Annotated in this window: 23 protein-coding genes; 11 read left to right on the forward strand and 12 right to left on the reverse strand. The window is 62.4% G+C overall.

The window, feature by feature from the left end; all coding sequences use genetic code 11:
- Positions 1-7: 7 nt before the first annotated feature.
- Entirely contained in the window at positions 8-958 is a 951-nt protein-coding gene (locus MAIT1_RS16740; RefSeq protein WP_085444690.1) for a substrate-binding domain-containing protein, read from the reverse strand.
- Positions 959-1204: 246 nt separating this feature from the next.
- On the opposite strand from MAIT1_RS16740, the gene MAIT1_RS16745 reads away from it, so the two are divergent.
- The 3 genes from MAIT1_RS16745 (at position 1205) to MAIT1_RS16755 (ending at position 5616) form a co-directional block, all read left to right on the forward strand.
- Positions 1205-3301, forward strand: coding sequence for a TonB-dependent copper receptor (locus MAIT1_RS16745; RefSeq protein ID WP_158089573.1), 2097 nt, complete (start codon positions 1205-1207; stop codon positions 3299-3301).
- Positions 3302-3413: 112 nt separating this feature from the next.
- Positions 3414-4280 (forward strand): CZB domain-containing protein, encoded by an 867-nt coding sequence (locus MAIT1_RS16750; protein ID WP_085444692.1) that lies wholly within the window; start codon positions 3414-3416, stop codon positions 4278-4280.
- Between the two features lie 109 nt (positions 4281-4389).
- Entirely contained in the window at positions 4390-5616 is a 1227-nt protein-coding gene (locus tag MAIT1_RS16755; protein ID WP_085444693.1) for a TsoY family (seleno)protein, read from the forward strand.
- Positions 5617-5681: 65 nt separating this feature from the next.
- Here the strand turns inward: MAIT1_RS16755 and MAIT1_RS16760 are convergent, their stop codons facing one another.
- Positions 5682-6518, reverse strand: coding sequence for an HpcH/HpaI aldolase/citrate lyase family protein (locus MAIT1_RS16760; RefSeq protein WP_085444694.1), 837 nt, complete (start codon positions 6516-6518; stop codon positions 5682-5684).
- Between the two features lie 137 nt (positions 6519-6655).
- Between MAIT1_RS16760 and MAIT1_RS22505 the strand changes: the two genes are divergently transcribed.
- The 4 genes from MAIT1_RS22505 (at position 6656) to MAIT1_RS16775 (ending at position 11141) form a co-directional block, all read left to right on the forward strand.
- A complete protein-coding gene (locus MAIT1_RS22505; RefSeq protein WP_275531643.1) occupies positions 6656-6787 on the forward strand; it encodes a hypothetical protein in 132 nt (43 codons plus the stop codon).
- Between the two features lie 39 nt (positions 6788-6826).
- Positions 6827-7135 carry a c-type cytochrome gene (locus MAIT1_RS16765; RefSeq protein WP_085446197.1) on the forward strand — a complete coding sequence of 103 codons (309 nt, stop codon included), beginning with the start codon at positions 6827-6829 and terminating at the stop codon, positions 7133-7135.
- A 110-nt stretch (positions 7136-7245) separates the two neighbouring features.
- Positions 7246-8391, forward strand: coding sequence for a transporter substrate-binding domain-containing protein (locus tag MAIT1_RS16770; protein ID WP_085444695.1), 1146 nt, complete (start codon positions 7246-7248; stop codon positions 8389-8391).
- Positions 8392-8459: 68 nt separating this feature from the next.
- On the forward strand, positions 8460-11141 hold the full coding sequence (locus MAIT1_RS16775) for an ATP-binding protein (RefSeq protein ID WP_158089574.1): 2682 nt from the start codon (positions 8460-8462) through the stop codon (positions 11139-11141).
- 52 nt (positions 11142-11193) lie between these two features.
- On the opposite strand, the gene MAIT1_RS16780 is transcribed toward MAIT1_RS16775, so the two are convergent.
- Together MAIT1_RS16780 and MAIT1_RS16785 are read right to left on the reverse strand one after the other, a co-directional pair.
- Positions 11194-11562 (reverse strand): hypothetical protein, encoded by a 369-nt coding sequence (locus tag MAIT1_RS16780; protein WP_085444697.1) that lies wholly within the window; start codon positions 11560-11562, stop codon positions 11194-11196.
- Positions 11559-11936 (reverse strand): bacteriohemerythrin, encoded by a 378-nt coding sequence (locus MAIT1_RS16785; RefSeq protein ID WP_085444698.1) that lies wholly within the window; start codon positions 11934-11936, stop codon positions 11559-11561. The genes MAIT1_RS16780 and MAIT1_RS16785 overlap by 4 nt, the downstream gene beginning before the upstream one ends.
- A gap of 201 nt (positions 11937-12137) precedes the next feature.
- Between MAIT1_RS16785 and MAIT1_RS16790 the strand changes: the two genes are divergently transcribed.
- Together MAIT1_RS16790 and MAIT1_RS16795 are read left to right on the forward strand one after the other, a co-directional pair.
- Positions 12138-12701 carry a hypothetical protein gene (locus MAIT1_RS16790; protein ID WP_085444699.1) on the forward strand — a complete coding sequence of 188 codons (564 nt, stop codon included), beginning with the start codon at positions 12138-12140 and terminating at the stop codon, positions 12699-12701.
- 180 nt (positions 12702-12881) lie between these two features.
- Complete coding sequence (locus MAIT1_RS16795; protein ID WP_085444700.1) at positions 12882-13268, forward strand: hypothetical protein; 387 nt, start codon at positions 12882-12884, stop codon at positions 13266-13268.
- Between the two features lie 76 nt (positions 13269-13344).
- Here the strand turns inward: MAIT1_RS16795 and draG are convergent, their stop codons facing one another.
- The 7 genes from draG to MAIT1_RS16830 all read right to left on the reverse strand — a co-directional run bounded on the left by draG (position 13345) and on the right by MAIT1_RS16830 (position 22345).
- Positions 13345-14322, reverse strand: a complete 978-nt coding sequence (draG, locus tag MAIT1_RS16800; RefSeq protein WP_085444701.1) for an ADP-ribosyl-[dinitrogen reductase] hydrolase — start codon at positions 14320-14322, stop codon at positions 13345-13347.
- On the reverse strand, positions 14301-14906 hold the full coding sequence (locus MAIT1_RS16805; RefSeq protein WP_085444702.1) for a nitrogen fixation protein NifQ: 606 nt from the start codon (positions 14904-14906) through the stop codon (positions 14301-14303). Before MAIT1_RS16805 ends, draG begins: the two co-directional genes overlap by 22 nt.
- Before the next feature lie 4 nt (positions 14907-14910).
- Positions 14911-15345 carry an ArsC/Spx/MgsR family protein gene (locus tag MAIT1_RS16810; RefSeq protein ID WP_085444703.1) on the reverse strand — a complete coding sequence of 145 codons (435 nt, stop codon included), beginning with the start codon at positions 15343-15345 and terminating at the stop codon, positions 14911-14913.
- 50 nt (positions 15346-15395) lie between these two features.
- Positions 15396-15680 (reverse strand): 4Fe-4S binding protein, encoded by a 285-nt coding sequence (locus MAIT1_RS16815; protein ID WP_085444704.1) that lies wholly within the window; start codon positions 15678-15680, stop codon positions 15396-15398.
- A gap of 30 nt (positions 15681-15710) precedes the next feature.
- Positions 15711-17111 carry a nitrogenase cofactor biosynthesis protein NifB gene (gene nifB, locus MAIT1_RS16820; RefSeq protein WP_085444705.1) on the reverse strand — a complete coding sequence of 467 codons (1401 nt, stop codon included), beginning with the start codon at positions 17109-17111 and terminating at the stop codon, positions 15711-15713.
- A 237-nt stretch (positions 17112-17348) separates the two neighbouring features.
- The gene (gene nifA, locus MAIT1_RS16825; protein ID WP_241893496.1) at positions 17349-18983 is read right to left on the reverse strand and encodes a nif-specific transcriptional activator NifA; all 1635 of its coding nucleotides are present in this window, start codon (positions 18981-18983) and stop codon (positions 17349-17351) included.
- A gap of 377 nt (positions 18984-19360) precedes the next feature.
- Positions 19361-22345 (reverse strand): response regulator, encoded by a 2985-nt coding sequence (locus MAIT1_RS16830; protein WP_085444707.1) that lies wholly within the window; start codon positions 22343-22345, stop codon positions 19361-19363.
- A gap of 274 nt (positions 22346-22619) precedes the next feature.
- On the opposite strand from MAIT1_RS16830, the gene MAIT1_RS16835 reads away from it, so the two are divergent.
- Together MAIT1_RS16835 and MAIT1_RS16840 are read left to right on the forward strand one after the other, a co-directional pair.
- Complete coding sequence (locus MAIT1_RS16835; protein ID WP_158089575.1) at positions 22620-24281, forward strand: SulP family inorganic anion transporter; 1662 nt, start codon at positions 22620-22622, stop codon at positions 24279-24281.
- 120 nt (positions 24282-24401) lie between these two features.
- A complete protein-coding gene (locus tag MAIT1_RS16840) occupies positions 24402-24953 on the forward strand; it encodes a cyclic nucleotide-binding domain-containing protein (protein ID WP_158089576.1) in 552 nt (183 codons plus the stop codon).
- A gap of 74 nt (positions 24954-25027) precedes the next feature.
- Here MAIT1_RS16840 and MAIT1_RS16845 read toward each other — a convergent pair whose 3' ends face one another.
- Entirely contained in the window at positions 25028-26515 is a 1488-nt protein-coding gene (locus tag MAIT1_RS16845; RefSeq protein ID WP_085444710.1) for an SUMF1/EgtB/PvdO family nonheme iron enzyme, read from the reverse strand.
- Positions 26516-26590: the final 75 nt, after the last annotated feature.

Consider the following 26590-nt stretch of genomic DNA (forward strand, 5'->3'; position numbering starts at 1 on the left):
AGCGGGGTTAACGAATATGCTGTTTGGACAGATTTTCAACGGCGCCCAGATTCGTGTTGTCGATGATGCCGATGCCGGTGTTGATATCGGGCGGCGAGAGCTTATAGCGATGCGCCAGCACCAGAAGCTCCACGGCGAAACGACCCTGCATGTAGGGCTGTTGATCGACCGTGAAATCCAGCAGTCCATCCCGGATTAGGGCGGCGGTGAATGGGCTGAGATCAAAACTGGCGAAATAGAGGGGCGCGCCGCGCTGTTTGATGACGCGGCCGATGGGGTGGGTGGCCTCTGGCCCCAGCGAAATGACGGCGGCCAGATCCGGGCGCATCCGCCAGTAGGCGGCGAACTGTTCATCCAATGTCTGTTCGCCCATGGCCAGGTTCAGGCGCTCAACAATGCAGCCGCTTCCGCCCAGCACTTCGGAGATGCCGGCAAAGCGCGATTCCAATCCTGCATGGCCCGCTTGTTGGGTGACCACCACTACGCGCCCATGGAGTTTGCCGCGCTCAAGCATCCGTTTTGCCATGGCGCGTCCCGCGGCATGGTCATCCATGCCGACATAGGCCAGATAGGGGTTGCGCGCGCGATCATCATCGGCAGGGCGGGTGTTGACGGCAATGACGGGGACGCCTTGTTTACGCGCCTGCTTGAGCAAGCGGCTAAAGTCATGGCGATCGGACACCGTGATTGCAACGCCCGCAGGCTGTTGCCCCAAGGCGCTTTCAAACAGCTCCATCTGGCGCACATGATCATTCACCCGTTCCGGCGCCAGGATGGTCAGTTTGACGCCCTGCATGGCGGCGGCGTCGGCGGCGCCTTTGAAGGGGACCCGCCAGAAGGGATCGGTTACGCCTGCGTGAGAGATGAAAAAGTAGTGCTCGGCGTCGGCCTCTTGCGCCCATGTGGGCAGCGGCCAGGTGAGCAGCATCATGATGATCAGCAGGTGGCGCACGCGCATGGGGAGATTCCTACAAAAAGAAAGGGGAAGTTGCAGACCTTCCGCGCACTGTACACGTTACCATTTTCTTATATAGCGATCCATGATGCTGCAGTGGGCAACCTGTTAATTCTCGGAGTCCAGTGTGTGAAATGACCTGTTTGACGCGCTAAGATGTGTCAAATAACATATTGAAAATAAATGTTTTTAATGGGATTTTTCTGGGCTTGGGGGGGCTCTGACCACTGCCTGAAACCCGGAGAGAAAATGAAAAGAACAGTGAGTGTTGTCGCCCTGATCGGGGCGCATTTGGGGGCGGCGAGCGCGTTTGCCCAGTCAGTGACCGAGCCTGTGGCGCAGCTCCCCGGCATCGTGGTGGAGGATAGCCGTCTCTCCGAGCCCGGTGTGGCGGAGTTGACCCTGGAGGAGCGCGCCAAGGGACCGGTGAGTGATGGCGGCGAGCTGCTCAAAACCACCCCGGGGGTGGCGGGCAGTCGTTTGGGCGGCCACGGCATGGACCCGGCTATTCGCGGGCAGGCGCAAAATCGCATCAACGTGCTGGTGGACGGCGCCTATCTGTTCGGCGGTTGCCCCAACCGCATGGATCCGCCCACTGCCTACGCCACCTCGGAGACCTATGACGCCATGCGCGTGATCAAGGGCGCGCAATCGTTGCAATATGGTCCCGGCGGCGGCGGCGGTACGGTGCTGTTCACCCGCAATGCGCCGCAAGCGGACGCCCAGCATCCCGTGAGCGGGCGTGTGGGCGGCGGTTATCGCGGCAACAGCGATGCGGTGGAGGGGTATCTGGATGCGGCGGCCAGCTCCGAGAAGGCGTATGTGCGCGTCATCGGCGCCCACGGACGCGGCTCCGACTACGACGATGGCGACGGCAATGCGGTGCGCGCGCAGTATCGTGAGAGCACCGGCAATCTGATTCTCGGTTGGCGTCCCGATGGCAAAACCCATCTGGAAGCGGGTTTTGAAGGGGTGCGGGCGCGGGATTTGACCTATGCCGGCGCCGGCATGGATACGCCCTATACCGATATGGATACCTGGCGCTTGAAGGCGTCGCATCAGTTCGCCACAGACTGGCTGCAGGGGGTGGATTTCAAACTCTCCCACGCCGCGGTGGATCACCTGATGGACAACTACACCCTGCGCGACTACCCCAGCGCCATGATGCTGATGCGCGCGCCGTCGGACTCCGACACCCTTACCGCCGCGTTGGGGGTGGATCTGGCGGCGGGCGATCACATGGTGCGCGTGGGGGTGGACTACCTGCGCAATGATCGCGACGCCGAGCGTTTTCGCAAATCCACCACCAGCGCCGAGTTCACCCAATCCTACCTATGGCCCGACGTGCGCATTGAGCAGATCGGCCTGTATGGCGAGGATGAGTGGGCTATTGATGGCGCGCGGCGGCTTAAGTTGGGGCTGCGTTACGACCACGTCAGCGCCAGCGCGGGCAAAGCGGATCTTACCCCCAACGATCCCCTGGGCGGCGTGGCCAAGCTCAGCGCCGCCGGTCTCTACGCCATCTACTATGGGACCACCGAGACCTCTTTCTCAGAGAACAATATCAGTGGATTGGCCCGGTTTGAGCACGACATTCTGGGCGGTGACGGCGTGTTCTATGCGGTGGCCAGCCGCACCGTGCGCACCGGCGACGCCAATGAGCGCTACATGGCCTCCAATAACAACATGAGCACCGACTCGCGCTGGGTAGGCAACCCCGCCATCGAGCCGGAGAAGCACCATCAGGTGGAGATTGGCGCACAGATTCAGCGCGGTCCGTGGGATCTGGACGTGAGCCTCTATCATGACCGCGTCAGCGACTTCATTCTGCGCGATCGAGACCACGGCGCCAGCGGCGCGGGCAACGCCACTATCTATCGCAACATCAACGCCTCTCTGACCGGTGGCGAAGCCGCCTTCAACTGGCGTTGGAATCCGCAACTGCGCAGCGGGATCAACCTGAGCTACGTGTATGGCGAGGATCGTACCGATAATCGTCCGCTGCCGCAGATTCCGCCGCTGGAGGCGGCGCTGACCGTGGACTACGCCCGCAGCGCCTGGAGCGTGGGCGCCCGCGCCCGTCTGGCGGCGCAGCAGAATCGCGTGGATGACGACGCCGCCACCGGGACCGGTCTCGATAGCGGGCAGACGGCTGGATTCCAAACGCTTGATCTCTATGGCTCCTATCGTTGGGATAATGGCCTAAAGCTCAAACTCGGTGTGGACAATCTGCTGGATCAAACCTACGCTGAGCATATGAATCGCAGCAGCGCGTTTGACGTGACCCAGACACAAGTGAACGAGGCGGGACGCAGTCTCTGGATGACCCTGGGCTGGGTCTTCTAACCTCGACACAAGTTGCGTCAGCACATGGGGAAATTGCGCCGGGTGACGGGATGTTATATATTAGTATATAATGTTATAGCGTCGTGTCACCCGGTCGTTCCAGGAGAGCGCCATGACCACATTCGGATCCTTTGCGCATCGTATTGACGATTGTGACGGCTTGGATCTGCGTCATGCGCGTCTGCTCCACCTGGGCTGGGAGATGAGCCTGGACAACGCTCTGGAGAGCGCCCAGGGCGCGCCGGACTGGCCCAGCGCCGGACAGTGCGCGTTGGGTCAGTGGCTGCAAGCTGACGGTTTGCGCAAGTACCAGAACTTTCCCGATATCCTCCGTATTCAAGAGCTGCACACGGATTTCCACAACGTGGCCGACTCCTGCCACCGTGCGGCGCAGCATGGCGATGGCGCCATCTTTACCGTGCAGCGGTCGCAACTGCGTCGTCATAGCCGTGAGATCCTCTATCTGATCACCCTGTTGGAGCTGGAGTATCGACGCAGCTTGATCCCCGAAGCCTCCAAATTTTCTCCCATGGAGATACTCAAGCAGCTCTTTGCCGCCGGGCGGGAGAGTGGGCGTCAGGACCCTTTGCATGCGCGCTTGCAATTGAATCTCTCCAATGCGCGCCTGCTGCATCTGTTATGGGTGCAGGAGGAGATGGAGATGGCGCTACACATGCATGCCGCGCCGGGGTCTGCACAATCTCAAAACACCTGTGAGTTGGGGGACTGGATCGCGCGGGTCGGGCTGCCGGATTACGGTGACTTGGAGCCCATGCAGAAGTTGCAAACGGTGCATCACGCCTTCCATGAACAGGCGGCCAGTTCGCTGGACGCGCTGCGCAATCGTCGCTTTCAAAACTCCCGTGAAGCCTATGGCCGGATGCTGGAGTTGAGTCGGGAGGTGATCTATCTGCTCACCCATGTGGAGTGGCTTCTGGGCTTGGAGCAGTTGGCGGGAGAAGAGATAACAAATCCGTAACATGTTGAAAGGATTTTACAAGAAATGGTTCCTCTGCGGGGGAACGGATGTGCGCATCGGCGACTCTGAGTGTCTAGTTAAATATTAGCATTCACTAATGGAGGATCCGATGAATGCGACCAAGCAAAATAGTGTGGCCTATGCGCCGTTGATGTTTCTGGGCGCGCTGGGCAATGGCGGCTTAGCCGTCTCCTTTTTTGTGTGGCTCACTTTCGTGGCGCCGCACAAGGGCTCCATCATCATCTCTCAGGCCCACATCCAAGCGTTGTGGGAGCGTTCCGGTTGGGATGTGCGCGCGCTGCTGGCCATCGCCTTGACCGGCTTGATCCTGTTCACCCTGCGCCACTTTCAACGGCTGATCTGGAATCTGATCCAGTATCGTCGCTTCAAGCGCACCGAAGCCTACGCCAATCTCATCGGCGGCAACGCCGAGGCGTCGCTGATGGTGATTCCGCTGACTCTGGCGATGTCGGTGAATGTCGTTCTGGCGGCGGGGGCGGCGCTGGTCCCGGGGCTGTGGGAGATGCGTGAGACGCTGTTCCCCTTCGCCATGGGAGCGTTTGCTCTGATTGGCGCGGCGGGGCTGCATCGCTATGTGGGCTACCTGTCGCGGGCCCTGACCAGCGGCGGCATCGACTGCGAAAAGAACAACAACTTCGCCCAATTGATGCCTGCGTTTGCTTTCGCCATGGTGGCGGTGGGGTTCGCCGCGCCCGCCGCCATGAGCCACGTCAAAGGGGTGTCGATGCTGGCGGCGGTGGGGGCGATCTTCTTCCTCAACGTGGCGGTGGCCATTGCGCTGATGAAGTTCATGACCAGCTTCCGCGCGGTGATGGCCAAGGGGGTGGATAAGGATACCAGCGTGACGCTGTGGATCGTGATCCCGATTCTGACCCTGGTGGGCATCACCATCATCCGCGTGTTGCACGGCGTGCATCACCACCTGGGCGGGCCGATGTCGCCGGCGGGGCTGTTTCTGCTCACCACCACGCTGCTCTCCGGGCAGTTGCTGTTCGGCCTGATCGGCTGGATCACCATGCAGCGCAACGGCTTCTTCGCCGAGCGCAAATGCCGCTGCCATGTGAGCGACTACGCCCTGGTGTGCCCGGGGGTGGCGCTGTTCATCTTCGGCATGTTCTTCCTGTTCGCCGGGCTGGTGAAAAATGGCGTAGTGACGCCGTTCTCGCCGCTCTTTTTCGTGCTGTTGGCGCCGCTGGCGTGGTTGCAGGTGAAGACCATCCTCACCCTGTTCAGCCTGGACCGGCAACTGCCGCGTCTGCGTGAGACCGGTGACGATGGCGTGTGGGCGGGACGTTGCCGCAAAGCCTGCGCCTGATGCTTTGAGCAGGAGCGTTCTGGGATTATGCGATGGGAGACGCCCAGCGTCTCCCGTCGTGATGTTTACTGCTTGGCGCGACTGAGCAGCAGACGCGCATCGCGGGCGATGGGTTCGTCGATGAAGCCGAATTCGGGGTCGTCAAAGCCGGTAACGCCGTTGGCTTGACTGGTTTCGAACAGTTCGAGAATCCGCTGGGCGCGGGCAATCGCGTCGGCATCGGGTGCGAAGGCGCGGTTGAGCGCTTCGGCCTGGGCCGGGGCGATGCAGCCCATGGCGGTGTAGCCCATCCGCTTGAGCTTGTCTGCCCACTGCTCCAGCCCGGCGATATCACGGTGGTTCTGGTAGACGAACCCCACCGGGTTGAGGCCGCTCATGCGGCACTCCACCAGGAACTGCGCCAGCAGGTAGTTGATGGTGGGGTTGTCCGGGGTGAGCAGGGATTGCGGCAGCCCCAAGTCGGCCAACAGGTCGAGCATGCCCAGATAGGCGGTGGTCACACGCCCGTCCACGCGCAGATGACGCAGATCGGCCAGCGCGGCGCGGGTCTCCACGGTAAAGTGCAGTTCGCTGCTGGCGGGAAGTTTCGCCAGGGCGGCGCGCAGCGTCTCGGCGCTCTCCACCTTGGGCAGGCGCCAGGCGCGCGGGGTCAGATGGCCGAGGATGGCCAGGTCGTCCAGCGCCCCGGCGTCCCAGGGGTTGAGGCGGATCACCACCCGTTCGGCCAGCACGGCGGGGTCCAGGGCGGCGAGTTTTTCGGCGACCAGATGGCGCGCGGCCTCTTTGTCGCCCACGCCATCCTCCAGATTGACCATGGCCCAGTCGGCGGCCAGGTGGGGGATCTTCTCCAGGTGGCGGGCTTTGTCCCCGGCCACCATCATGATGCTGCGGGCGTTGAGCATGGGTCGGCTCCTTTTGGTTGCGCGCGGCGCGCGTTTGGCTGCAGTGGGATTGTAATATGTCAGTCGAATCGGTAAAGGGGGCGCGATCCCCACACGCTCATACTGACCCGGCTGCGCCGCGCCGTCGGCGACGGGTGATGCTCTGGACAGTGGGCGTTTTGTTGGCGCTTACGGCGCTGTTGATCTGGCGTGCGGGCAGCGCGCCGTCATTGAGTTTGGCGCCGCCCGCCAAGGCGGCGCTGGGCGACTGTTCCCTGTATGGGCGCTGAGGCGTTTTGATGGGGTTGAATTTCTTTGAGGAGCTGGATATGTCTCGTTTGACTTGGGTTGCGGCTGCGGGTTCGGCCATGTTTCTGCTCACCGCTTGTGGCGGCGCCAATGATTTTACGCCAACGCAGAGCGCCACGGCGCAGGAGATCTTCGCGCAGACCTGCGCCGGATGCCATGGCGACAAGGGGCAGGGCAAGATGGGGTTTTTGTTGAAGATCGCCGGTGATGACGATGATGCAGAGGCGATTGCGCTGAAGATCGCCAAGGGCGGCGCCATCATGCCGTCGTTCCCCAATATCCCCGAGAAACAGCGTGTGGCGGTGGCGGAGTACGTGAAGGGGCTCTAAACCATGAGGGCGTTTCACAAATCCGGCGCGGCGCCGTACACTGTGACGGGCTAAACGCGGAACGGTTTTGCGTTTGGCGCGCAGTGGGGCGGCATCAACAGGAGGCGTCGATGGGGAGCGGAGTGCGCAAGAGTGGCATGGCTTTGGGGGTTGGACTGCTGTTGGCGGCGCTTTCTCCTTCAGTATCCGCCGACTCCTTGGGCGATGCTCCCATACCCATCAACGGGGAGCAGGCCGCTGCGTCCGCTTCGCTATCCCAGATCCCGCAATCAACGTCCTCGGAGCCCATGGTCGTTGTGCCCACGCTGACCGCGATGCGCGCCCCTGAGCGTGGTGATCTGCTGTGTGGCGTGACCATGGGCGCGCCACATTTTTCCGCGTTACAGGCCAATGGTCAATGGCGCGGCTTTTTTGTAGATATGTGTCGGGCGCTGGCGGCGGCCGCCCTGGGTGATCCCAATGCGGTGATCTTCCATGAAGTGGATGGGGTGAGCCGTTTTTCGCTGTTGCAGTCAGGCGGCGTGGATGTGGTGATGAGCAATGTCACCTGGACGCTGGGGCGCGAGCGCGACTACGGCGTCAACTTTCCCGCCATCTACCTCTACGATGGACAGGCTGCGGCCGCCCGCGCCGCCAAAGGGTGGCGCAAGTTGGAGCAGGCCGAAGGGGCGGTGATCTGCGTCGGCCCCAACACCACCTCGCATCTGAATTTGCTGGATTGGGCGCGGGTGCGCGGTCTGCATTTCAACGTGGTGACCCTGCGTCGGCAGAGCATCCTCAATGGGCTGATGGAGGGGCGCTGTGATCTGACCACCGATGACCGCTTCTCGTTGGCGGGCAACCTCAACGCCCTGTCGGCGCAGTCGGGGGCGTATGTGATCTTCGACAACATCTTCTCCCGTGAGCCGCTCTCGCCCATGGTGCGCCAGGATGACCCCCAGTGGGCGCGGGTGGTGCGCGCGGTGGTGCATGCGCTGATGCTGGCCGAGGAGTATGGGGTGACCAAATCCAATGTCGCCGAGCGCCTGCAGCAGGCGCAGGTGGGGGAGGAGCGGCGTCTGTTGGGCTTGGAGGGCGATGTGGGCGCCGGGTTGGGGTTGCATCCGCAGTGGGCGGCGCGGGTGATTGCCGCTGTGGGCAACTATGGCGAGATCTTCGAACGCCACCTGGGGCGCGAATCCGCGTTGGCGCTGTCGCGAGGGCACAACGCTCTGTGGCGTGATGGCGGTCTGCTCTATCCCATCGCCTTTCGCTGATGTCCTCTCCCGCCTCACCCCGCGCCCCAGACGATTCCGGGCGTTTCCCGCGCGCAGATAAGCGTCTGATGCCGCGTCTGTTGTCGGGCGTGGCGCTGGTGATTGTCATCGCTCTGATCATGAGCGGCTTGACGCTGCTCTCCTTGAAACAGATCGACGAACGCTTTAACCGTTTCCTCTCGGAAGAGATGGATGCGGTGCGCAGCGCCGGTGAGATGGTGCGGCGCACCGAGAGCGTGCGTGCGGCGGTGGCGCGGTTGAGTCTGGCGGATCACAAGGAGGTTGTGCAGAGTCAGAGCGCGCATCTGGCCGACCAGCTGGGCATGCTGCGTCACCTGGGCGCTACTTTGCGCCCGCAGGCGCATAAGGATATCTATATCGAGCGCATCTTTGGCCTGATCGATCTGCTCGATGGCGATGCGCGGGTGATGATGGCGGCGCTTACGGAGCGCGCGGTGTTGCGTGAACGCGCCGAACTGTTGGGGCGCCAACTCAATGCGCAGGGGGTGCGTTTTACCCAACATGCTGAGGGTGTGGAGGAGGCGGCCTCTCTGCGAGTTATGGCGCTGGTAAGCGCCGGGCAGGCGGCGTTGCAGTCGGGCATGGGGCCGGGGGCGCTCAAGCGCAATGCGGCGCGAGTGGAGCGTTTGCTGGCGGAGCTGTCTGTTTGGATTGCGGCGGCGGATGCGCAGGCGGAGCCGGTGCGGATCGCCACACAGCTGCGCGCGCTGTTTGCCGGTGAAGAGGCGCCCTATCGGGTGCGGGCAAGATTGCAGCATGCAAAAAACCGCGTGACCGGCCTGATGCGTCGTATCGATAGTCGCGTGATGCAGGTGGCGGAGCTGGCGCATCAGTTTCATCTGATCGCTCAGCGCCGCTGGGAGACGGGGGTGCGCGAGCAGCAACAACTGATCGCCGATAATGAGTGGGCCATTCGCGCGCTCTCCCTGGCGGCGATTCTCATCGTCATTCTGCTGGGCGGCTTTCTCAAGCAGCGCCTGTTGGGGCGCTTCGAGCAGCTCTATCAGATCGTTGTAGGGCAGGCGCGCGGCGGTGGCCCGCCATCGACAATGGCGGGTCAGGATGAGATTGCGGCGATGTCGCGCGCCTTTGCGCTGTTTGTGGACAAACGCGCCCAGGCCGAGGCCAAACTCTCCCGCGCGGTGGAGCGCGCGCAGGAGGCCAATCGCGCCAAGAGTCTGTTTCTGGCCACCATGAGTCACGAAATCCGCACCCCGCTCAATGGCATGATCGGCATGGTGGCGCGGCTGCGCGCGCGCAGTCTGCAAGCGGAAGAGCGGCGTATGGTGGAGGTGATCGCAGGCTCTTCGGCGGCGCTGCTGGAGATCATCAGTGATGTGCTGGACTTCTCCAAAATTGAAGCGCGGCAGATGGAGTTGGAGGCGCGTCCGTTTGAAATGCGCGAGCTGTTGCGCTCGGTGCGCGATCTGTTCCGCAATCGCGCCGAGGAGAAGGGGATCGATCTGCGCTTGCTGATCGACGACTCCACTCCGCGCGGGCTCACAGGCGATCCGGCGCGCCTGCGGCAGATCATCAGCAATCTGGTCAGCAACGCCATTAAATTCACCGAACGCGGCTATGTGGTGGTGGAGTGTAGCGCGCAACCTGTCGGGGCGGATGCGGCGACGCTGACTCTGTGCGTGCGTGATACCGGCATCGGCATCGATCCACAGCGCATGGAGCAGCTGTTCCAACCCTTCCAGCAGATGGATGAGACCATTACGCGACGCTTCGGCGGCAGCGGCTTGGGTTTGGCCATCTGCAAAGGCATCGCCGAGCAGATGGGCGGCGGCTTGACCGCGCAGCCGCTGCCGGAGGGGGGCAGTCTATTCTCGTTTCGCGTGACCTTGCCAATCTGGCGCGAAGCCGATGGCGCTGCGCGCCAAGCCGACCGCGAGATGGTCCGTAGCCCCAAAGGCGGTTTGAACATCTTGCTGGCCGAGGATGACCCCATCAACAGCGAAGTGGGACAGGGGTTGCTGGCCGACGCCGGGCACCATGTGACGCTGGCGGCCAACGGCGCGGAGGCGGTGGCGGCGGCGCGCGCGCAACTGTTCGACCTGATCCTGATGGATCTGCGCATGCCCGACATGGATGGTCTGGAGGCCACGCGGCGCATTCGCGCGCTGGGCGATCCGCTTAACGCCTCTGTTCCGGTGGTGGCGTTGACTGCGGATGTGCTCAAACAGACCGTGGAGCAGTGTCGTCAGGCGGGCATGAACGAGGTGCTCACCAAACCGATTCAGATTCCCCGTTTGAATGCGGTTTTGACGGCTTTGGACAACACGCGCATGCCTTTGTCGGCGGACGCGCCTGAACGCCGTGACGAGCCGGACGCTGAGGCGCGGATTGAGGCCGCTGCGCCCGGCGTATTGAATCTGGAGTATTTGCGCGCAACCCTGGCGCCCGTTAATAGTGAGCAGCGACGTGAACTGCTGGAGATGTTTCGCGTCAACAGCCATGTTTTGCTCGACTCCAGCGCCGAGGCGTGTCAACGCGCCCACTGGGAAGAGCTGTCGCAGCAGGTGCAACGTCTGGAGGGCGCCTGTCGCAGCATGGGGCTCTCCCTGGCGGCGGCGCGAGCGCAGGATGTGCAGACCCTGGCCGCGCGCCAGATGTGCGGCGCCGACTACTTCCACTCCTTGGAGCGCGCAGTCACTGATGGTGTGCTCCACTTGGAGCAGTGGCTTGTGGACCAGGAGCGGGATGAGGCGGAAAAGAGTCTCTGATCCCATGGGCCCTGCGCTTCACCTTGCGGATGCCAACCTGCGGCGAGCGGGGCTAAAAATTCTCTGTCATGGTCACGTCAATGGCGCGCCAGGCACGATTGAGCCAGGAGTCGATCTCCTCCAAGGTGGCGTGGTCGGGCAGCTCCGGCAGCTCAAAGGAGACGCCGACGCGATCCAACGCCTCCTGCGCCCGCGCAAAGTGGTGGTCGCGATAGTCTGCGGTGGTGCGAAAGCGCCGATTCTGCATCTCCTCCATGCGCTTCATGGTGGCCACCAGCTCATCACTCTCCTCTTGGGTGAACGGCGGCGGTTTGCGCATCAGTTCGTCATAGCGCTCGCGCGCCTGTCGCCATTTGCTCTCCCAGTTGGGGTCGTGCTCCGGCAGAATGCGCGCCACAGCCGTTGGTCTGACGCTGCTCATGAGGCGCGCGCCTGCGCCGCCAGGGCTGCATCCATGGTTTGAATGTGCAGGGTCAACCACCCGGGCAGGCGATTGCGCACAAAGTCGCCGATAGCGCCCTGACCGCCGCGTTTGGCGAAGCGCGCCAGCATCGCGGTTTCGCCGAGCAGGCGCTGATGTTCGCCATGGTGCTCGGCAAACGCCGAAAAACGCACTTCGGTCATCAGCGCCTCCTCATCGGCGAAGTGTTCGGCCAGGTGGGTGCGGATGCTTTCAAACTGCGCCGTCAGTTGGGCGTCGTCGGCGCCCTGCAGGGAGTCCAGCAGGTCGAACAGGGCGTTGTGGGCGTCATCCATACGCGCCACATCCAGGGCAATGCGTTGTTGCGGAGCCATGGGCTCTCTCCATTTGTTGATGTTGTCGCAGTTGCGACAATCGGGCCGTCTTGTCGGGTTGCGCACAATCGGTTCAGAATGCTCGCATTCTCAGTTTATCCATGTAAAATAAAAGCTTATGCTGTGCGTTCAGGGTGGCGCGGCGCTTGCGCAGTGCAGCGAGGCGTAACCACCACTTATCCGGATGGCAAAGGAGATACCATGCTGCTCGACACCTTTAACGAAGATCAATTGCTGTTCAACACCAACGTGCTGGCGAAGACCTCCGACGGCGACCAGATGGCTTTTCGCGGCGATCTGGTGCTGGAGGAGGGCGAGTACCATGAGCTGTCCGGCAAAAAACTCGCCGCCAAGGCCGTGTTGTATCAAGCGGTGATGCTGACTGATGACAGCAAGATCAAGCTGATGAGCGGCTGCTTGCGCGAACTGGAACTGCTGCCGTTGTTCGTGAAAAAGTATGGCGAGTATCTGGCCGAAGAGTGCACCCCCGTGTTCTACGTGATGAACATCCGTAAAGAGTGCGTGGTGGAGCTCGAAGGCAAGAAATACCTTCTGCTGGGCGCCGACAAAGCGATGGTGTGGAACGACCTGATGGAGCTGTACTACCTGGAAAAGGCCGACTTCAAAGGCCAATCCAGCGGCGACAAGATGATCACCATGTACGACGGCGCCAAGGATTTGAAGGTCAGCAAGTACGAGACCGTGCTGTTCCACGACCTCAAAGGCGAGACTGTGGAATTGGAAGAGGGCTACGGCCCGGTGTAACGCCGCAGGTCGTTGACTGCTCCTGAGGTTGCGCGCCGCGTCGCTGTTCATACAGCGACGCGGCGTCGCTGCTTTGAGCCCCGCCCTGTCCCCGCCAAGCCGAATCGCGTATTCTGTCCCCCGCACACTGTGCCCAATTTTTCACGCCGCGCCCTGTGGCCCTACTCTGGAAGAGCCTCCATGGAATCCATCGCTATCGCCTACGACGAATTGCAATCCGCCTGCGTGTTGTCCGCCACCGATGAGGAGATTGAACAGGCGCGGCAGTCCCTCATGGCCAATGGGTGGAGCGCCGGGCCGGTGGTGGCGTTGAATCTGGATGGCGATCTGCATGCGCTCAATCAACCGGCTCTGCTGTCGGCGACGCGCATTCTGGCCAACGATTTCGACTATGACGGCGAATATGACGTGCCGCTGCTGATTATCGGCTATGAAGAGGCCTATAACCTGTGCCGCGATGCGGGCATGAGCTGGGATGGTTTTCTGGCTCTGCCCACGGAGGGGCAGGCCAAGATACTGGAGGCGGCAGGATTTGTCTCTTGCGCCGAGGCGTTGCGGGCGGCGTAATCGAGTGCGGCCACGACGGGATTCGCCGTCGTGGCCGCAGCGAAGATTGGCAAGACGTTGAGCAGGGCTTCTGTGTTTATGCAGAGACTTCGGTTTCGGCGTCAGCGTCCGCTTCGCGCGGTTCGACGCGGCCCAGCGGCGCGGCGTTAATCAGCGCCAGGGCTTGATCGCGGCACTGGATTTTTACATCGGAGTTGAGCGCGCGCAGCCACTTGCTGGGAATGCCTTCCAAACCATAAAGGGCGCCGGCGATGGCGCCGACAATGGCGCCGGTGGTGTCGGCGTCGCCGCCGCGATTGACGCAGTCGATCAGGCAGGCTTCAAACGAATCGGTATTGAACAGACTCCAGAACACCACGCGCAGGGTGTCGACGATGTAGCCCGACGGGTTGCTCGGTTGCCGTTTGCGCCGATAGCGGAAGTCGCCATCGGCGGCGATGAGCGCCTCCACCGGTTTGATCAGACAGTCCAGCCGCCCGCCATCCAGGGCGATCCAGAGCATCTCATTGACGCACTCGGTTCCGCTGTCCGACTGCGGGTTGTTATGGGTCAGACGCCCTTGCACCCGCGAGGCGGCGATCATCTCTTCCTTGGAGCCGCCAAAGGTGGCCAGCGCCAGGGGCAGGGTGCGCATGCAGGCGCCGTTGCCGCCGTCATACTCGTTGAGTTCGGCTTCCAGCACCCCTTTGTTGCGGAAGCGCAGAATGCCGTGACGCACGGTGTTGCCGATATCCACCGGCTTGGCCTTCATCCAATTATCAAAGTGGCGACCGATGGTGTGGCCTTCAATGCCGCCCGCTTCGAGAATGGCGTCGCCCAGGGCCAGGGCCATGGTGGTGTCGTCGGTGACTTCACCCTTTTTCAGGTGCAGCCAGCCGCCGCCAATGATCTTGTCGTGCACGCCATGTTTGGCTTGGATCTCATTGGGCAGTAGAAACTCCACCGTAGCGCCCAGGGCGTCGCCGATGGCCATGCCCCAATAGGCGGCCACCGCGCGCTGCTCCAGCGCCGAGGCGTGTTTGAGCTCTCCGGTTACTGATCGGGGCCAAAGCACTTGGCATAGTCCTGACAGGCTTCACAGGAGGGGGAGCGGCACACATAAATGCCCTCCTGCTCGCACAGTTGTTTGTAGAAGAAGCGTTTCCACTTCATGCGGCTATTGGGGTTCTTGGCGCTCAGATCGGGGAAGTTGAGGGTGATCAGCGCCGACAGCTCGGCGCGGGCGCGCAGACCCAAATCGCTCCACAGATGATCCGGCCCCAGGCAGCCGTCAGTGACGATCTGCGCCATCAGGTCGCTATCGGCCACCGACTCGTTGCGATTGCGCATCAGCAGGTCCAGCAGCTCGGCGCGCTCCTCTTCGCGTTGGGCGTCGGCGACGGGCAGCACCGCGCTGGGCGGCGGCAGGCGCATGCCGGGAAAGTGCGTGGCCATGAGGCTCTCAAACGCCTCTTCGGACAGCCCCAAGCGCTCGGACATGGCGCTGTCGCCATGCCAGGAGCTGGCCAGAATCTGATGGATGAAGCGGGTGTTGGGCAGACCGGCCTGATACACCGTCAGGCGCGTGGCCAGCGGTTCATGGGCGCCGCTGGATTGGGGCGTGTGCAGATAGTCCGAAGCGCTGGTGTGAACATACATGGCGTCAGGCTCCAGCAGGGGTGGGGCAGGGGGCCGCATCGTGGGTTTTGGGGCAGCTTTCGACATCGGCGTTGGTCTGCTCGGTCTTGGTGAGGCCAATCCAGGCGTCCACATCCAGCGGGTGAAAGCCGCAGCGTTTGTCAGCGTCCACCTGCATCAACGGACGGCGAATCAGCAGCGGTTCGGCGCACATGGCGTCCAACGCCTGCGCGGCGCTCATGCGCTCAGGGATCACCGCGCCGGATTTGACCTGCGGCGCGCTGCGATTGAACCACTGATCCACCGGCAACTCGCCAAAGAAGGGGCGCAGCGCATCGGGGGTCCACGCTGCGGTCAGCAGGCTGCGGGCGTCCACAGTGTGGCCGGAGGCCTCCAGCATGCTCTTCTGCAACGTGTTGTTGATGCAGCCCGGCTTCTCATAAAAGATCACGGTGGCCATCTGTCGTGCGCCCTCCTGTGCGGGTGTGCGGAATGCGGCGGATCGAAGGATTATTCGGCGCGGGCCGCTTCACTCTGCTCGTAGGCCAAGCGCACCTCCGGCGGCACGCCGGTGAGGCTGCCGACGGGATTGATAGGCTCGCCTTCGGCGCTCAGGATCGCCTCTTCCACCGGGCAGATGGAGGCGCACTGAGGATCGGCGAAATCGCCTTCACACTCGGTGCAGAGGTTGGGCTCAATGCGGAAATAGGGCTCGGCGGCGATGATCGCCTCGCTGGGGCAGACCAGTTCGCAAGCCCAGCAGTTGACGCATTTTTCGGTAATCGACAAGCTCATGATACGGCTCTCCGGTCGGTGTCCTGTGCGTTAGCCTGCGGCCTGTTGGCTCGCCTCGGCGTCGCTCTCCAGGCCGTTCTGCGTGCGGCAGAAGGCGGGCAGAGCGAATTCGATGATCTCCCCGGCGTGGGCGTTGACCGGCTTGACGCCCGCCTCTTCCAGACGCTCCCAGGGGGCGAAGCCGATGCGCTGACACAGCACCGCTTCGCAGTCGCCCAGCGACTTGAGGGCGAAGTCCAGCGCGCTCTCCTTGTCGCCGCACTCGTTGTCGCCGGTGCAGTAGTTGTCGATGGCGCGCTCTTCCACCAGGGTCAGGCCATGGGCGTCGGCGTCATACACCAAGAAGCGCTTGGCGTGGCCGAAGTGCTGGTCGATGCGGATGCCGCCTTCGCTGGTCACCGCCAGACGACGCTTGGGACCGGCGGGCACGGCGGGAGCGGCCTTGGGGGCCTCTTCGTTGGCGGCGGGCGCCGACGGGGCTCCGCTCATGGCGATGGGGATGATCTTGCCGACGCCGCCATTGAACACTGGATTGGGCGGCTGGATTTTGTCCAGGGTGAACTCCTCGCCGCGATCTTCGCCCAGCATGCCCACCGCATCGGCGCGGCACTGGCGGCAGTGGGTCATCTGCTCAACGTCCCCTTCGCACGATTCACGCAGATCGCGCAGCTCTTCGTCGGTGGGGTTGCGCTGGCCCATCAGGCCATAATAGGTGCCATGCTCGGGCTCGGAGAGCAGCGGCATGATATTGTGCAGGAAGGCGCCCATGTCGCTGACCTTCTTGTTGACTTCCTTCAGGTGCTCGTCGTTCACGCCGGGGATCATCACCGAGTTGACCTTCACCAGGATGCCGCGCTCCACCAGCATCTCCAGCCCTTTGAACTGGCGCTCGATGAGGATTTGGGCGGCCTTCTTGCCGGTGATGCGGCGGTTGTTCCAGTAGATCCAGGGATAGATCTTGGCGCCCACTTCCGGGTCGGTGGCGTTGATGGTGATGGTGACGTGGTGCACTTTGAGTTCGGCGATCTCATCCACCACGTCGGGCAGGTTGAGCCCGTTGGTGGAGAGGCAGAGTTGCAGATCCGGGTGGCTGGCGGCCACTTGGCGGCAGGTTTCAAACGTGCGCGCCGGGTTGGCCAGCGGGTCGCCAGGACCGGCGATGCCCAACACGGTCATCTGCGGAATCTTCTCTTTGACCGCGCTCACCTTCAACGCCGCCTGCTCCGGGGAGAGCAGTTCGGATACCACGCCAGGACGGGATTCATTGGCGCAATCGTATTTTCGATTGCAGTAGTTGCATTGGATATTGCAGGCGGGCGCCACGGCGACATGCATGCGGGCGTATTTGTGATGGGCTTCTTTAGAGAAGCAAGGGTGGGTATCCACGGACGGGCCGTGGCTATTAGCGGATGAAGAACACGAGGCGCTCATGGAATCCCTCCTGGCGTGGGGCCCCGGGTGACGGGGCGCTGAGACTTGGGTAGATCTAGCGCAAGCCGTGGGCCAATTTTAAAAATTCAATAAACATCTGAAAATAAAGTTAAATAGTTTGTGTGTTTGGTTGTCGCCTCTGTAACAAGGGCGAATTTGTTCTGTCGCTTTTGCGACAATGGCGGGCATAAAAAAACCCCGCTGGAAGCGGGGTTTTTCGTTGGTTTGCGGCGATTGTTACAGTGAGCGCATGGGGATATTGAGAATCTTGATGCGATAGGCCACCTGGCGCGGCGTCATGCCCAACAGGCGCGCCGCCTTGGCCTGTACCCAGCCCGCTTGCTCCAGGGCCATGAGCACCCGTTCGCGTTCGTCGAGGTCTTCATCCATGATGCCGCCGGAGCCGCTGGGGGCGCTGCTGGGCGTGGTCGCGGCGGGGGCCGGGGCCAAGGGGGCGCTGGGGGCGGAGATGGTCCCCGCATTCCAGCCCGCCAGATCGGGGAAGAAGACGTGGGCGGCGTCGATATGCCCTTCGTCGCTCATCACGGCGGCGCGCTCCAGGCAGTTCTCCAACTCCCGCACGTTGCCGGGCCAGGGGTTGTTGCACAGACGGCGCAGCGCTTCGTCGGAGAGGGTGAGTTTATTGCGCCCCTGCTTGCGGGCGATGCGCGCCAGCAGCTTTTCCGTCAATAGCGGAATATCCTCTTTGCGCTCACGCAGCGGCGGCAGCGCAATGGGCATCACGAACAGGCGGTAGAACAGGTCAGCGCGGAACTCGCCGGTCTGCACGCGCTGATACAGATCACGGTTGGTGGCGGCGATGATGCGCACATTCACGCGCATGGTGCGGGTTCCGCCCACGCGCTCAAACTCACCCTCTTGCAGCACCCGCAGTAGCTTGCTCTGGAACGCTGGGGAGATCTCGCCAATCTCATCCAGGAACAGGGTGCCGCCGTGGGCCAGTTCAAAGCGGCCCTTGCGCGCATTGGCGGCGCCGGTGAAGGCGCCCTTTTCGTGGCCGAACAGTTCAGACTCCAGCAGATTGTCCGACAATGCGGCGCAGTTGACGCTCACAAACGGCGCGCCAGAGCGGCGCGAGCTATAGTGAATGGCGTTGGCCACCAACTCTTTACCGGTGCCCGACTCGCCGTGCACCAGCACCGTGCAGTCCCATTTGGCCGCCTGTTTGATGGCTTGATAGACCGGGTCCATGCGGCGCGACTGGCTGATGATCAGTTTTTGCGGCTCCAGATCTTCGGAGCCGGGAATGCGGCGCACCGGCGCTTGCCCATTGCGTTCGGCGATGGCGGCTTGGGTCTGCGGGCAGTAGAGGGTGGAGCGCGCCTTTTGTGAAATCAGGCTGGCCAGGGTTTCGAGAAACTTGGCCTGTTCTTGAAGAAAGGCGCGGTTGCCAAACATGGGCTGCGCCGCCAGCACGCCCATGTAGCGCCCCTCTTCATACGGAATGGGCGCGCCGATGAAGGGTAGGGTGGGATCCAGCAGGCCGATGCGATTAACAAAGCGGCTCTCCTGGCTGGGCTGTTCACAGATGAAGGTGTCGCCGGAGAGGACGATGGAGCCCACCACGCCTTCGCCGGGAAAATAGGTGACGCCATCGGTGAATGGCGGCGCCTTGTCATCGGCTTCATAGGTGGCTTGCACAGACAGGCGGCCGGTGGCGGGGTCGATCAAGGAGACCATGCCGCGGCCCATGCCGGTGGTGTGGCTGATGGCGCGCAGGGCGCCGTGCAATGCGGTGTTGAGGTCCGGTTCTTCAGCCAGAATGCGACTGACTTGGTTGAGAGCGTCCAGCTGGGAAGAGATCATCGCTGAACGGGTCATGTGCATGATCTGGTTCGACAGGGTGCTCATAGGCGTGGCCGGATTAGGGGTCATGGCGTGACGTTGCCTCATTTTATTATAGGGGGCGCCGACAATGGATGATGGGCGCGCGCGAATTTCCGGTCGCAGGAGTGTGTCTCATTCTCAGACGTCACAATGTGCGATTGGGTTCCACCTCAATGTGAGGCCGTTGTCGGAAGTTCGACTTTGTCGCCTTTAGTACAATCCACATGCCAAACTATCATTCTGTGATTAATCAATGCTTTGAGAGGGGTTGCGGGGGAACGATTGTCGGAGGCGCCGAAATTGTGATGTGTCGTCTGATTATTTTTTAATCAGGCGATCAAAAAATAATCAGACGAACTCAGGGGTCAGTCGTTGGGAAAAACGATATGGGAGAGGGCGTATTATGACATAGAGGTGAAATAATGTCCCACCAATGCGCGTAACTGGTTCTTGCGGATGGGCTTGGCCACATGTTCCGTGCATCCAGCCTGCAGGGCGAGCGCCGCCTCTTCTTTGAGCGCATGGGCGGTGAGCGCCACAATCGGGGTGGGGGCGCGCTCCTGTTTTTGCTCCCAGCGGCGGATGGCGCGGGTGGCGTCCAGACCGTTCATCTCCGGCATCTGCACATCCATCAGCACCAGGTCGAAATGTTGCTGCTGGTACAGGCTGACCGCTTCACGCCCATTGACCGCCATGGTCAGGTCGCAGCCGCAGCTCCCCAGAAATGCTTTGACCAAAAATCGATTGTCCTCCGAGTCGTCCACCACCAGCACGCGCACCCCGGATGGGCAGTTGCATGACGGGTCGCTTTCGAGATGTTCAGATGACGCTTCTTCCGGTTGTGCGGAGTCTGGAGCGTCTTCTCGCTCAAGAGCGGCGGGCAGCGGCAGGGTGAGCGTAAATGTGGAGCCCTGACCCAATTGACTCTCCACGCTGATCTCACCCCCCATGGCGCGCGCCAAGCCGCGACAGATGGAGAGACCCAGGCCGGTGCCGCCATAGTCGTGGGAGGTCTGTTCGCCCACTTGACTAAAGGGGTGGAAGATCGCCTCCAAACGGTTCTCCGGGATGCCGATGCCCGAGTCGCTGACAGCGAATAGGATGCGCACGCCCTCTTGGGCGGCGACGCTGAGTTTGACGCTGCCTGCATGGGTGAACTTGATAGCGTTGCCCAGAAGATTGAACAGAATCTGACGCAAGCGCTGGGCGTCGCCGAATACACGTTGTGGAATCTCCGGGGAGATCTCCAGATCCAGCGTCAATCCGCGCTCTTTAGCGCGCAAGGAGAGGATGTCCAGCGTGTTATGGGACAACTCATGCAGGTTCATGGGCGCGCGCTGCAGTTGTAGGCGTCCCGATTCAATGCGCGACAGATCGAGAATGTCGTCGATAATCTCCAACAGGGTGTTGCCCGCATTGAGCGACATATCCAGCACCCGCGACTGATTGTCATCCAGCGCAGTATCCAGCAGCAGGTCGGCCGCGCCCATGATGGCGTTGAGCGGGGTGCGGATCTCATGGCTCATGGTGGCCAGGAACTGGCTCTTGGCCTGATTGGCCTGCTCGGCGCGCACCCGCGCCGCTTCCAGCTCCCGGGTTTTGCGCCGCGCAATCAGCGTATGCAGGGTGGCGGAGATGTCAGTGAACAGCGCGCGCAGTTCGTCGGAAACCACGTCGTCTCGGTCTTCGAGCATGAGGAACATCAGCGCTTGTGGGGCGTCGGTTTCGCCAATGGCCAGGGCGCAGATGGGGGCGCTGCTGTTGTCGTTTAAATCACACATGGGGCGCGCCTGCTCGGTTGGCGGCAGGAAAGCCAACGCAGTGCGGTCAAAGTCCCATACAGCGCGCAATTCATCCAGCGACAGGCGCGGCAGATTGGCGTCCTGTTGTTTCTCCCGGGTGATGGGGAAGTAGGCGTCATCCTCATTGAACACCGGCAGATAGATGCAGCCGGCGCCGGTGAGCGGCAGCCACTCGCTGGAGAGAACCGCTTGCAGTGAGCTGCGCATCTGCACATCCAGCGGATCATCGCTCAGGGCGATGGAGAGCAGGCGGCTGATGAGCTTTTGCGCCTGGTGCGCCAATTTGGCTTCGCGCTCCGATTCACGCGCCGCCTGTTCGGCGGCGCGGCGTTCGCGCACCTCCGCCTCCAGTTCGCTGGTGCGGATGCGCACCTGCTCCTCCAACTGTGCGTTGAGTTGCGCGATCTCCTCTTCATGGCGCTTACGGAAGGTGATATCCAGCGCGCTGGAGCAGAAGCCGAGGAAGGCGCCGCCGCGGGTGTAGCGCGGTTTTGCCGACTCCAGCATCCAGCGGAATTCGCCATCGAAGCGCCGCAGGCGGTATTCGGCCGAGAATGGGTCGCGACCCTCCAACGCGCGCATGAAGGCGGTGCGATAGCCGGGCAGATCTTCTGGATGCACCGTCAACGGCCACTGGATGGCGTTGAGTTCGGCGTCGTTGTCACGACCACAGAAGTGGCGCCACGCCTGGTTGAAATAGGTGCGTCGCCCATACTCATCGCACAGCCACATGGGGCTGGGGGCCATCTCCGACACCGCTTCAATGCGCGCCTGGCTTTCGCGGCTGCCCTGGGCCTGCTCCAGATCCTGCGCGCGGGAGACCACAAACCACGCTACGCGCGCTTGTTCGCCATTTTCGCCTACCACTGGCAGCACGCGGAAACAGCAGGGGATCTCTTCGCCGTTGGCGTCACAGAAGCTGGTTTCGTAGAGGCGTTTGTCGGGTTTGGGCAGCCACTCCAGGGCGGAGGTGATGGCGCGCCGGTTGGGTGTGCGCGCCAGGGTGTCGGGCAGCGCGCCGATATAGGTGCGCGGATCGCTCACCCCCAACAGCTCCAGCATCTGCGGGCTGATGGTGAGGATGCGCTTGGTGTTGACGTCGACGGAGAATTTGAACGGCGCATCCTGCGGCGAGGTGGGCATCAACTGCGGCAGCGGCGTTGTCGGGGCGCTGTTGCGGGTCTGCTGATGAAATGCGCGGATACGGCTGCGCAGGCGGGCGGTTAACTCAACCCGGTTGGGCATTTTAATCAGATAGTCGCTGGCGCCTTCAGCGAAGGCGTCGGCTTTGACCTGGGGGTCGTCCTGATGCGAGAGCATCAGCACCGGGGTTTCGCAGGTGGCGCGCGCCCGGCGCAGCTGTTTAAGCGTCTCAATGCCGCTCATATCGGCCAGGTCCGCTTCCAGCAGAATGGCGCAGGGGCGCAGCGACTCGGCCATCTCCAGCGCCTTGGCGCCGCTGGGGCAGTGGTGTAGAGCCAGATCGTGGGCTTCGCTTAGTTCCGTGTGCAGCAGTTCAAAGACCGAAGGCTGACTATCCACCAATAGAACGCGAGAGGGGGTGTTCAGCGGCGCGTCGCTCATGCTTCGCCCTTCAGCGGCGCGCTCAATCGGGTATGACGGCGCGGCAAAATAAAAGTATGAATGAAAGTTCCCAGCATTATCATCTTCTCTTCATATCAGCTTCCGCAGACAACGCCAAGCACTCCTTTTATCAAGTCTGGCCAAGGCCCGGGAAATGGGGCATTTTAAATGTTTTCAGAAAAACGAACAGGGCGTCGTCATAACGAACGGCGGCGGGCGTCCCAAACGCGCTGGTGGGGACGCGCTAATTTTGGACGGAAAGGATCAGACGGGAATGGGCGGCGGCATTTCATGGAGTCAGAGTTGGAGCGCGCGGCACTGGAAGGGCGACCTCTACGGCGGCGTAACGGCGGCGGTGGTGGCGTTGCCGCTGTCGCTGGCGTTTGGCGTGGCCTCCGGAGCGGGCGCTTCCGCCGGACTGTACAGCGCCATCATTATCGGGTTCTTCGCCGCATTTTTGGGTGGCACGCCAACCCAGGTCTCCGGTCCCACCGGTCCCATGACCGTGGTGATGGCGGCGCTGCTCACGCAATACCATGATGCGCCCGCCATGGCCTTCACCATCGTCGCCATGAGCGGCGTGATCCAGATCCTCCTTGGCGTGGGCCGCATTGGCCGCTACATCACCTTTATTCCGTTCCCGGTGATCTCCGGCTTCATGAGCGGGGTGGGGGCGATCATCATTCTTCTGCAACTGGCGCCTCTGCTGGGAACCGAGAATTTGGGCAAAGGGGTGCTGGGCGCACTCAGCGGGCTGCCTGATCTGGCGACCCGCATGCAGGGCTCCGCCGCCGCGTTGGGCGCGCTCTCCCTGGCGATTATGCTGTTTACCCCGGGGGCGCTGCGACGCCTGGTTCCGCCGCCGCTGCTGGCGCTGGTGGTCTGTGCGCCGTTGGCGGCCTTCTGGGCGGTGGGCGCGCCGGTGGTGGGGGAGATTCCGCAAGCGCTGCCCGCCTGGGTGTGGCCGCAATTCCAGTGGGGCGAGCTGCCCAATATGATCCAGTGGGCGCTGGTGCTGGCGCTGCTGGGCTCCATCGACTCCCTGCTTACCTCCCTGGTGGCGGACAACTTTACCCGCACCCAGCACAGCGCCAATCGCGAGTTGATTGGTCAAGGCATCGGCAACGCCATCGCCGGATTGTTCGGCGCCATCCCGGGGGCGGGGGCCACCATGCGCACGGTGGTCAACATCCGCGCTGGCGGGCGCACCCCGGCCAGCGGCATCGTGCATGCGTTGATCCTGCTGGGCATGGTGCTGGGGCTGGCCCCGTTGGCGGAACATATTCCCCACGCGGCGTTGGCGGGTATTCTGCTCAAAGTGGGTTGGGACATCATCGATTGGGAGTATCTGCGTCAGGTCCACACCGCGCCGCGCGCCGATGTGGTGGTGATGCTCACCGTGCTGCTGCTCACTGTGGTCGCCGATCTGGTCACCGCCGTGGGGGTGGGGGTGGTGATGGTGTCGCTGATCTCCGCCCAGCAGATGAGCGAAGAGCAGTTGCGCAATATGAATCTGGTGGCCAGCGACGCCGACTACTCCCCCATTCCCGAAGCGGGGCGGGATATCCTGCGTCAGGCCAATGGGAAAATTCTCCTGCTGCATCTGTCCGGTCCATTCTCGTTTGGTTCGGCCAAGGAGATGGTGCGGCGTCTGGGCGGGATCGGCAGCGAACCCAAAGTGGTGGCGCTGGATATGGATGACGCCACCATGATCGACGGCTCCATCGCCATGGCGCTCAAACAGATGATCCGCCAGTGTCGCGACAACGGCCAACACGTCATCTTCATCTGTGGCGGCGACTGCGCGCGCAATCAGTTGGCGCAAACGTTGGAGCAGTGGGGGGTGATGGAGATGATTCCTCTGCACAACCGCCATCCGATCCGTATGCAGGGATTGCGGCATGCGCTGCAGTTGGCGCAGGAGGAATCTGTCTGATTGGCACAGATGGTTTCGCCTGCGCGGCGAAGACGATACAATCATTCCATTGGCGTTTGTGCGATTATTTGGTGGCATGCCAAAAATTGTGCGTCGGATCATTCAGGGAGTTTCGCAGCAATGCGCAAAGTGGCCTTTCTTTTCAACGAACTCGATGAGGATGATATCGACTGGATTGCCGATTACGGCGGGCAGATTCATGTCAGCAGCGGCGAGTTGTTGATTCGCCATGGCCGCATTATGGAGCACATGTACATTCTGCTTGATGGCGCGCTCTCGGTGCAGACCGAGGAGGGCGTTGAAGTGGCGGAGCTGGAGGCGGGCGAAGTGGTGGGCGAGATGTCGTTCATCGAGTCGACGCCGCCGACGGTCAACGTGGTGGTCAAGCGCGACGCCTGGCTGCTGGCGTTGGCCACCGATGACATCCGCGAGCGCATGGAGATGGATGTCTACTTTGCGCGCAATCTGTACAAGGCGATGGCGCAGTTCCTCTCCCACCGCGTGCGCTTGACGGTGGAGAAGCTCGGTTATGGCGATGGCGGCTCCAAAGGGGGCTCTGGCGAGAACTGGGAAGAGGGGCTGGATCTGGCCACTGTGGACCGGGTGCACCTGGGGCTGGGTCGCTTTGAGACTTTCCTTGACCGCATGCGCTCCAAGGAGCAGGGCGTCTGATCTGACGCCGCACGGCCCCCCCACCGCCGCATCCGCCCCCTTGCAACGTTAGATCGCAGGGGCTCTATCCCCGCTTATTCGGCGTCGTCGGCGGATTTGGCCAGACGGAAGCCCACCCCGCCGCTGTTCTCCAGCTCCAGCGAATCCACTTTGGCGTTCTGACGCCGCGCGATGCGGCATGCTTTGGCGTTGCTGCGGAAGCTGCCGCCCCGGCGCATATGCACATCGCTCTGGCCCGCGCCGATGGGATCCTCCTGTGGGTTGGCGCTGTAGAGGGAGTAGACGTCCTCGGTCCACTCCCACACATTGCCCAGCATGTCGTGCAAGCCCCACGGGTTGGGCTTGAGCTTGCCCACTGGTTGCAGGTGGCCCTTGGCGTTGGTCATCAGCCAGGCGTAATCCTCCAGCCGCTGCTTGCGGTCTTTTTCATCAAAAAAGAATTTGCCCTGGGTGCCGGCGCGGCAGGCGTACTCCCACTCCGCCTCGGTGGGCAGGCGCAACCGCGAGGCGCCGCCGCCCTGCATCGCCACCTTTTCAATAAACTCCTGGGTCTCCTCCCACATCACTTTATCCACCGGATAGAGCGAGGAGGGCGACGGTTCGGCGTCATCGGCGTGGTTGCGGCGGGTGGAGGGGTCCATGACGCGCTCCCACTGCCCCACTGTGACCGGGCATTTGGAGAGCCAGAAGCCTTTGCTAAGGGTGACTTCATGTTGGGGACCCTCGTTGTTCTGGCGTCCCGCTTCGTTGTCGGGGCTGCCGCGCAGATAGGTTCCGGGCGGAATCCACACGAACTCCATGCCGGTGACCGGTTCGGTCCAGGTTTTGGCTTCGCCCGCTTGCGCGCCGCCGCCTTCGCTGACGGCTTCGCCCAGGATCGGATCGATCTCCTCGGCTGCGGCGCTCTGCGCCTCATCCAGCACTCCCTGCAGATCGGCGCGGGTGACGCCGGTGATGCCCGAGCGCTTGATCAGGTGGATCATCGCCTGCTCCAGCGACGGGTGCGGCGGTTTGGCGGCGATCTGCTCGGCGCGCGGCACTAGATTGCGCAGCGCCTGCAGTCGCTTCTGCCCTTGGGCGCCCTGATTGCGCTGCACCCTTTCAGCCGCCTTGCCCGAGGCCAGCGCATCGGGGCTGACGTACTGCAATAGCAGATTCTCAATGTCGCCGATGCTCTCCATCTTCAGCTCGGCGGTCTTGAACGGGGCCATCACGGCCTGCCCCTCGGCGTGGTGAAAGAAGCGCCAGTAGCGGCCATCGGTGAGCAGGCCGAAGCGCGTGCCCGAATGGCTCGGCGGACGATCCTCCTTGCCGATGGCGCCGCGATCGCGCGCCTCAATCAGCATGGCGGGTTGCTCAGCGCCGGGCGGCGTGAGCGCCAACAACGGCGCGGCGGCGGGTTGGCCATTGGGCGCAAACGCGGGATCGACCTGATCGGGATCCTCCACCGCCCAGCCCAGTTCGCCCAGCAGCGGCGCCAACAGGTTGAAGCGGATCTGCTCCGCTTGGGCCAAACGGCCTTTGGAGAGGAGTCGGTAGGCGCTTTGCAGGCGTTCTTTCATATTGGCCGTAATCTGTCCGCAAAAGGTGCGTTGATGGGGCGCAATTCGCACTCTTTGGCGCGTAGCCCGTTGCGC

The sequence above is a fragment of the Magnetofaba australis IT-1 genome, from assembly GCF_002109495.1.
In the GTDB taxonomy this organism is placed as follows: Bacteria; Pseudomonadota; Magnetococcia; order Magnetococcales; family Magnetococcaceae; genus Magnetofaba; species Magnetofaba australis.

Bases quoted from the DNA above. Each gene is read 5' to 3' on its own strand.
- MAIT1_RS16740 (WP_085444690.1), bottom strand. From the start codon at position 958: ATGCGCGTGCGCCACCTGCTGATCATCATGATGCTGCTCACCTGGCCG.
- MAIT1_RS16745 (WP_158089573.1), top strand. From the start codon at position 1,205: ATGAAAAGAACAGTGAGTGTTGTCGCCCTGATCGGGGCGCATTTGGGG.
- MAIT1_RS16750 (WP_085444692.1), top strand. From the start codon at position 3,414: ATGACCACATTCGGATCCTTTGCGCATCGTATTGACGATTGTGACGGC.
- MAIT1_RS16755 (WP_085444693.1), top strand. From the start codon at position 4,390: ATGAATGCGACCAAGCAAAATAGTGTGGCCTATGCGCCGTTGATGTTT.
- MAIT1_RS16760 (WP_085444694.1), bottom strand. From the start codon at position 6,518: ATGCTCAACGCCCGCAGCATCATGATGGTGGCCGGGGACAAAGCCCGC.
- MAIT1_RS22505 (WP_275531643.1), top strand. From the start codon at position 6,656: ATGCTCTGGACAGTGGGCGTTTTGTTGGCGCTTACGGCGCTGTTGATC.
- MAIT1_RS16765 (WP_085446197.1), top strand. From the start codon at position 6,827: ATGTCTCGTTTGACTTGGGTTGCGGCTGCGGGTTCGGCCATGTTTCTG.
- MAIT1_RS16770 (WP_085444695.1), top strand. From the start codon at position 7,246: ATGGGGAGCGGAGTGCGCAAGAGTGGCATGGCTTTGGGGGTTGGACTG.
- MAIT1_RS16775 (WP_158089574.1), top strand. From the start codon at position 8,460: ATGCCGCGTCTGTTGTCGGGCGTGGCGCTGGTGATTGTCATCGCTCTG.
- MAIT1_RS16780 (WP_085444697.1), bottom strand. From the start codon at position 11,562: ATGAGCAGCGTCAGACCAACGGCTGTGGCGCGCATTCTGCCGGAGCAC.
- MAIT1_RS16785 (WP_085444698.1), bottom strand. From the start codon at position 11,936: ATGGCTCCGCAACAACGCATTGCCCTGGATGTGGCGCGTATGGATGAC.
- MAIT1_RS16790 (WP_085444699.1), top strand. From the start codon at position 12,138: ATGCTGCTCGACACCTTTAACGAAGATCAATTGCTGTTCAACACCAAC.
- MAIT1_RS16795 (WP_085444700.1), top strand. From the start codon at position 12,882: ATGGAATCCATCGCTATCGCCTACGACGAATTGCAATCCGCCTGCGTG.
- MAIT1_RS16805 (WP_085444702.1), bottom strand. From the start codon at position 14,906: ATGTATGTTCACACCAGCGCTTCGGACTATCTGCACACGCCCCAATCC.
- MAIT1_RS16810 (WP_085444703.1), bottom strand. From the start codon at position 15,345: ATGGCCACCGTGATCTTTTATGAGAAGCCGGGCTGCATCAACAACACG.
- MAIT1_RS16815 (WP_085444704.1), bottom strand. From the start codon at position 15,680: ATGAGCTTGTCGATTACCGAAAAATGCGTCAACTGCTGGGCTTGCGAA.
- nifB (WP_085444705.1), bottom strand. From the start codon at position 17,111: ATGAGCGCCTCGTGTTCTTCATCCGCTAATAGCCACGGCCCGTCCGTG.
- nifA (WP_241893496.1), bottom strand. From the start codon at position 18,983: ATGAGCACCCTGTCGAACCAGATCATGCACATGACCCGTTCAGCGATG.
- MAIT1_RS16830 (WP_085444707.1), bottom strand. From the start codon at position 22,345: ATGAGCGACGCGCCGCTGAACACCCCCTCTCGCGTTCTATTGGTGGAT.
- MAIT1_RS16835 (WP_158089575.1), top strand. From the start codon at position 22,620: ATGGGCGGCGGCATTTCATGGAGTCAGAGTTGGAGCGCGCGGCACTGG.
- MAIT1_RS16840 (WP_158089576.1), top strand. From the start codon at position 24,402: ATGCGCAAAGTGGCCTTTCTTTTCAACGAACTCGATGAGGATGATATC.
- MAIT1_RS16845 (WP_085444710.1), bottom strand. From the start codon at position 26,515: ATGAAAGAACGCCTGCAAAGCGCCTACCGACTCCTCTCCAAAGGCCGT.